General features: G+C 56.1%; 6 protein-coding genes and 2 pseudogenes. 6 read left to right on the plus strand and 2 right to left on the minus strand.

The window, feature by feature from the left end:
• Positions 1–86 precede the first annotated feature (86 nt).
• Together EXE41_RS14055 and EXE41_RS14060 are read right to left on the minus strand one after the other, a co-directional pair.
• Positions 87–854 carry an SDR family oxidoreductase gene (locus EXE41_RS14055; RefSeq protein ID WP_137691341.1) on the minus strand — a complete coding sequence of 256 codons (768 nt, stop codon included), beginning with the start codon at positions 852–854 and terminating at the stop codon, positions 87–89.
• 259 nt (positions 855–1,113) lie between these two features.
• Positions 1,114–1,791, minus strand: a complete 678-nt coding sequence (locus tag EXE41_RS14060) for a helix-turn-helix domain-containing protein (protein WP_137691342.1) — start codon at positions 1,789–1,791, stop codon at positions 1,114–1,116.
• A 239-nt stretch (positions 1,792–2,030) separates the two neighbouring features.
• Here EXE41_RS14060 and EXE41_RS14065 point away from each other — a divergent pair.
• The 6 genes and pseudogenes from EXE41_RS14065 to EXE41_RS14090 all read left to right on the plus strand — a co-directional run.
• Positions 2,031–2,669: pseudogene (locus EXE41_RS14065) on the plus strand (IS6 family transposase).
• Positions 2,670–2,838: 169 nt separating this feature from the next.
• On the plus strand, positions 2,839–3,825 hold the full coding sequence (locus EXE41_RS14070) for a PstS family phosphate ABC transporter substrate-binding protein (RefSeq protein ID WP_049933002.1): 987 nt from the start codon (positions 2,839–2,841) through the stop codon (positions 3,823–3,825).
• Positions 3,819–4,766: a phosphate ABC transporter permease subunit PstC gene (pstC, locus tag EXE41_RS14075; protein WP_394338103.1), complete on the plus strand. Its 948-nt coding sequence runs from the start codon at positions 3,819–3,821 to the stop codon at positions 4,764–4,766. Before EXE41_RS14070 ends, pstC begins: the two co-directional genes overlap by 7 nt.
• Positions 4,763–5,620, plus strand: a complete 858-nt coding sequence (locus EXE41_RS14080) for a PstA family ABC transporter permease (RefSeq protein ID WP_049933000.1) — start codon at positions 4,763–4,765, stop codon at positions 5,618–5,620. Before pstC ends, EXE41_RS14080 begins: the two co-directional genes overlap by 4 nt.
• Positions 5,617–6,477 (plus strand): phosphate ABC transporter ATP-binding protein, encoded by an 861-nt coding sequence (locus EXE41_RS14085; protein ID WP_089309028.1) that lies wholly within the window; start codon positions 5,617–5,619, stop codon positions 6,475–6,477. Before EXE41_RS14080 ends, EXE41_RS14085 begins: the two co-directional genes overlap by 4 nt.
• 61 nt (positions 6,478–6,538) lie before the next feature.
• A pseudogene (locus EXE41_RS14090) lies at positions 6,539–6,704 on the plus strand (IS1595 family transposase); the annotation flags it as partial.

The raw sequence follows: 6,704 nt of genomic DNA on the forward strand, positions 1-6,704 counted from the left end.
TCGGTCCATTAAGTGTTAGATACTCAACGTTCAAAGCTGAGTGAGGTACTGAAGATGCGATCGGCTGCGAGGCTTAGAGGCTGGTGCTAGTTCATCGCTTGTCCAGTCGGGCGAATCATGAGTTCGTTGACGTCGACGTGTTCGGGTTGGTTCGTTGCGTACACGATTCCACGGGCAATGTCTTCGGGAGCCAGCGTTGGCATATCCACTTCGGAAAGTTGTTCAAGCAGTTGCTCGTCAGTGATGTGAGTCGGGAGTTCAGTATCAACCGCACCCGGTTCGATGACCGTGGTTCGGATGTCCTGTGGCGAGAGTTCCTGTCGAATGGCATCGGTGAAGGCAGTGACACCGAACTTCGTGGCGTTGTAGCCACTTCCGTTGGTCATCGTTTCCCGCCCCGCAACTGACGAGACGTTGACGACGTGGCCACCGTCTTGCTGTTGCATGATGGGGACCACAGCGTGCGTGAGATTCATCAGCCCTATCAGATTCACTTCGACCATCTGCCGGAGATTCGACCGGTCTGCTCGTTCCAGTGGCTCGAGAAGCATCACGCCGGCGTTGTTCACGAGGACATCGATCCGGCCGTACTCGTCCATAGTCGTCTCGACCAGTGTGTCGATATCGTCTTCCTCCGTGACATCGGTTTCGACGACGAGTGCGTCTCCACCTTCCGTGGTGATTCGGTCCGCGAGCGCTTCGAGTTCGTCGACACGCCGTGCTGCAAGCACGACACTTGCGCCCTCTGTGGCAAGTGCTTCGGCAGTCGCCTCGCCGATTCCTGAAGATGCGCCAGTTACAATCGCAACACTGTCGGAAAGGTACTTGCTGTCAGTCGATGGGTTATCAGACATCAACAGAAGATATGTGATACCGGAAGGAGCGAGTTGTGCTTACCAGTAAACCCATTTATATAGACGAATGACCGTACTTCACATTCCAGGGTATTGAGCGGGATTCTAATGGAGTTACACTCCGCTAAATTAAACGCTGGGTGCGACAACCTGTGGGGTCAGAGGGTGCGAGGGATCAGACAACAGTCTGGGGAAAAGCGACCGGGAGACAAGATTTACTCACATGGAACAGTCGATGGAATCCCGAAAGAGTCCGAGGCTACTGCGGCAAGACACTCATATACTGCTGTGGACCAACAGTCTCGCTTATCAGCTGTCTCTCAGCTCTGCGCAGGAGATCAGACGCCGCGGCGGCTGAGACATCGAGTTCGGACGCAAGATCATCCGTCGTGAATTCACGCGGAGAATCGTAGTACCCCTCGGCGAAGGCGATCGAGATGGCCCGGTATTGCTTGTCGGTCAACCCGAACTGGTCGCGTTCGCCGTCGTTCTCGGGGTCTGAAGCGATCTTTAACAGCTCGAATGGAATGTCGTGGACCTTACATCGATCTCGCAGTGTGGCCAACGACTCGTAATCCGAGAACACCTTCTGTTCCCGAATCCCTTCGCTGGTCACTGTTGCATCCATGACAACTCCCTCAATTTCTTCTGGGTCGTGAGACCGGGCAAGATTCGAGTCATCTCTCACGATGAGTTGATAGAACCAGCCGTCGGCGGTTTGTCCAATCTCCATCGCATTGATAACCTCCGTAGCCGAATCCAGTTTTCGATCGAACATATCGTGCGAACCTGTATCGACAGTTACCGTCATCAGTATCTTGTTATTGTTGAGAATAAACGGGTTCGAGATCGATAGCTCACCGCTTGGAATCGCTTCTGCAAGTCCAACGAGTGGGAGCGTGCGGTCAGCCAGGAGAATCTCGGCGACGAGCACCATGGGTGATAGTTGGCTTCGGTCTATTTAATTTCGAGTTTCCACGCTGGGGAGACTCACTGTGGTGCTTTCACCGTCTCGGTTGTCTCGAAATCATACTCGACGCCAGTCAGCTTCTCGCTCACGTCCCAGAGTCGCGCTGCGTCATCTACTGATGTCAGTCGCTATTCAACTGAAAGTTTCTGTGGTCTGATCGTGGTCGCGTTAAGTTAGAGGATGAGGCGGACAATTTCTGAGTGTCTATGCCAGAATTCGGCCGCCTCAGCGAACGTATCACGTGGGTCGACCTGTCGTTTGTGGAGCGAGGTCGAACGCCTCGCTGGGCGATTGAACTAGGGCTCCGCTGTCATTTGGTCGGTATGTCACTTCGTGAGGCAAGTAAACATCTTGGACTGTTTGGGATCGATCGGAGCTACGTTGCGGTTCATAACTGGGTTCATAAAGCCAATCTACAGCCGATCTCAACCGTCTCCGAGGATCAACTCGCGGCTGACGAGAAGATGATCCGCCTCCACGGCCAGCAGTTCTGGCTGTACGGCGCGGTTGATCCACAGACGAACGGGATCCTCCCCGTGAGCCTCTATCCAACCGCAAATAAACAGACGACGCGATAGTTTCTCACCGAGCTACACCGGCGCTATCAGCTCGATAACGTGGAATTTCTCGTCGATGACGCAGACTATCTCGGCTCAGTCCTCGCTGAAGACGGCTATCGATTTTAAGTCATTCGGCATGGAAGTTGGAATGCCATCGAACGTGTCTTTTGAGAAATAAAACGACGAACATCTTCGTTTGCGAATAGTTTTAGCAATGTCGCGTTAGAGACAGCTCAAAACTGGCTCGAAGCCTTCGCCGTCTACCACAATTCGCGTCAAAATTAACACGACCGCAAGGTCAGATTTCTTGCCGGCATCTGCGACTTGATTAGTAATTTGTATTTTGTCTCACATATTGAACTTAGATAGGAGCAACAATTACAGGTATGTCGGTGAACAGCCCACATTTGTCGTTTAATGAGCAATTATATGTAGTAAATCCTTCCAATGAGTGATGGCACGACGGCATTCACGACGGTCTGTGCTGAACGCGGCGGCTGCCGGCACCGCGGTTTCACTTACCGGCTGTCTCGGCGGCGACGATGGCGGCCAAACAGTGCGGATTTCTGGTGGTGTCGGGCCACTGCCGATGGTACAGGTGTGGGCTGACATCTATGCTGAGCAAAGCGACCTTGCCTTCGATATCTCCGGCGGCGGCACTGGGGTCGGAGTGTCAGATCTGTTTAATAATCAGGTTGATGTAGCAATGATGGGGCGTGAACCCTTTGAAGAGGAACTTGAACGCGGGCTGGTCGCGGTGCCGATGTTGATCGACACCGTCGTGGGAACGGTTAATAAAGACAACCCGGTTATCGATCAGATTCAATCACAGGGGGTAACTAGAGCGGAGTTAGAAGCAATATTTACTAAAGAGATCACTAACTGGGGAGAACTGTTTCCAGACGCCGGTGTTGACGCCGAGATCGTCGTCTACGGCCGTTCGGACGCCTCTGCGGCGTACAAAAAGTGGGGTGAGTTCCTCGGCGGCGAAGGCGACGCCTACACACAAGACGATCTTGAGGGACTCTCGGACGGCAACTTCAATGGCGATCAGCCGGTTGCCCAGTCGCTCGGCGAGAGCGAGAACGCCATCGCGATGAACAACGTCAATTACGTCTACAATCTCGACAGCGGCGAACTCGACGGTGATATCCGGCCGATTCCCCTTGATCAAAACGGTGACGGACTCTCTGAATCGGAGTCGTTCTATCAAACTCGCGGCGAGTTGCTCGCGGCCGTTGAGCGCGGCGACTACCCGGCACCGCCGGCCCGTGAGATGTGGCTCGCCGCAAACGGCACGTTCGACGCCTCTGTCGCGCCGTTTATACAGTGGGTGCTCACTGACGGCCAACAGTATGTCTCCGAAAACGGTTACGTCCCCCTAACGGAAGACCGTCTTGAAGACGGACGAGCGACCTTGGAAAACAACACGGAATCGTGACCACCGACACCGACAGTCTGCGGAAGCGGGCTCGGTCGAGCCGCCTCGGCCGACGGCTGCTTGCCGAACGCTACAGTAGCTACTGGCTCACCCTGGCGGGGTATCTGGCGATCGCGCTGTTTGGGGGGATCACACTACTACTGTTCTACCGATCGCTGCCAATCCTCTCGGAGTATCCGCTGAGTTCGATGTTAACCTCTACAAACTGGGACCCTGCGCGGAACAATTTCGGCTTTTTGCCGGCGATCGTCGGTACCGTCTACGTCACCGCACTCTCGATGGTAATGGGGGTTCCGATTGCGCTCGGTGCGGCGATCTATATCGCCGAGTACGCTGAAGGGCGAACAAAAACACTCGTCGCCGCACTGATCGATGTGTTGGCGGCGGTCCCGAGTGTGATCTTCGGGCTGGTCGCACTGATCGTCGTCGTGCCGTTTATCGGTAGCTACGTCGCCCCGGTGTTCAACGAGAGCACCGCTGGCGTCGGCATCTTTACTGTCAGTCTTGTGATGGCGATCGTCGTCACCCCGTTTATGACCTCGTTGTCGGTTGAGTCGCTCGAATCGCTCCCCGACGAGCTGCGGGAAACGTCGCTCGGCGTCGGCGCAACCAAGTTTGAGACGATCCGATCGGTGTTGCTTCGGGCGGCTGGGCCTGGGATTTTTTCGGCGATCTTACTCGGCTTTGGGCGCGTGTTCGGCGCGACGATCGTACCAGCGTTGCTGATCGGCGGCCAGACACAGATTCCCACCTCGGTCTTCTCGACCGGCCAGACGCTGCCAACGCTGATCGTCAATGATTTCGGCGAACTGATGTCGCTCCCGCTCACACAGTCGGCGTTGATATTTGTCGGGCTAATGCTCGTCGTCGTCGTCTGGCTGTTTAACTTCGGGGCGATGCTCGTCCAGCGGCGGCTCAAACGGCGGTGGCAGTACCAATGAACCGCTATACCACACAGCGACTGTTCGGTATCGCGGTGCGGGCGGCCGCCCTGCTTGTCGTCGGTGTGTTACTGTTGGTCATCGGGGTCACCGTCGTCAGAGGTGGGGGCGTGTTGCTTGCCGATCCATCGATTGTACTCACGCCACCCGGCTCGCGATACATGCTCGAAGGAACGGGAGGCTTTCTACATGCAGTGCTTGGCAGCCTCTTTATTGTCGGCCCGGCAACCATCGTCTCAATGGTGGCTGCGGTGTCGACGGCGGTCTATCTCCAGAGCGACTACTCCAGTAAACGGTTTTCCGACGCTGTGAACATGTTTCTCAACGTGCTGTGGGGTACCCCGCCAATCGTCTACGGCGTCTTCGTGTTGACGATCATCATCGCTACAGGTGCCCAGACAAGTTTATTTTTCGGCATCGTCGCTATCGCTATCTTCCAGTACCCGATTATGACGCGCTACACCGACGAGGCGTTGCGTGCAGCCCCGGAGACGGTTCGAGAATCGACCTACGGGCTTGGTGCGACCCGGTTTGAGAGCATGCGGATGACCGTTCGGGCGGCCGCACCAGGCGTTATCGCCGGCTTGGTGATGGGGTTTGCCCGCGGTATTGGTGATGCGGCAACCGTGCTGTTTACCACCGGCCGAAGCACCCGGATGCCTGGTGGACTGTTCGAGGCGGCGACGACGCTGCCGGTGCTCATTTTTGATCAGGCGATGTCGTTTAATCCTGAGGTTCGTTCCCACGCTTACGCGGCGGCGTTCGTGTTGACTATTGCTGTGCTCGGCTTGATCCTCCTCTCGAAGCTGTTAGCCGGCCGCTACGCGCGATATACACCCGGAGGAAACAGATGACAGAGATCCCACTCACGACAGACCAGCTTTCAGTAACGTACACCGGCGACCGCGAAATCGAAGCCGTCAAAGGAGTCTCTATCGACTTCCCGGCCAACACGCTCACAACAATTATTGGCCCTTCCGGCTGTGGGAAATCGACGCTGTTGAAATCGCTCAACCGGCTTCACGATATTCAAGAGAACGTTGAGATCGACGGTGATGTCCTGCTCTCCGGGGACTCGGTGTACAATACCAACGTGCCAGCCCCGGAGATACGCAGACAAATCGGCTACGTTCCCCAGACCCCGACCGCACTGCCGGTGTCGATCTACGAAAACGTTGCCTACGGGCTGCGCATCCACGGTGACTACGAGTCGAAGGCCGATCTCGACGAGAAGGTCGAAACCTATCTCCGGAAAGTCAACCTCTGGGATGAGGTCGCCGATCGGCTTGACGCGCCGGGCGCGGAGCTATCAACCGGACAAATCCAGCGGCTCTGTGTCGCCCGGTCATTGGCTGTCGAGCCGGACGTGTTGCTCTGTGACGAGGTGACCTCCGCGCTCGATCCGGTGTCGGCCGAAAGCGTCGAGAAGACGCTCAGAAAATTAAAATCCGAGTATACGATTATTCTTGTCACCCACAGTATGGCTCAGGCACGCCGACTCGCCGACGAGGTCGTGTTCCTCTATCTCGGAGAGGTCATCGAGAGCAACGACGTTCAGTCGTTCTTCGAAGATCCACAAGAGGAGCGGACAAAGACGTTTATTGGCGGTACAACACCGGTTGACCGCGACGACACACCTGCCGAGCAGACGGCCACACCACCAGCCCCTGACGGGAGTAAAGGGTCGACTGCCGGCGATGACAAGCGGTGACGCTCTTCAGTAGACTGGCGGAACCAGGAGTATTAGTGCCTCTGGCCTGGCAAAGACGGGTATGTGTGAAGACCGTCCTGCCTTCGGCCAGAGGCTAGCGGAACTTGCGGAACTTGGGGTAATAGAATTTCGGCCCGAGCCGCTCGACGCCATCGTCGAGCGGCGTCTCAAGACGGTGTGGGAAGAACGCTCCTGTCCACACTGCGGCGCAGACAACCTCCACGCTC

Source organism: Halorubrum sp. SD690R, from assembly GCF_005435035.1.
Taxonomy (GTDB): Archaea; Halobacteriota; Halobacteria; order Halobacteriales; family Haloferacaceae; genus Halorubrum; species Halorubrum ezzemoulense.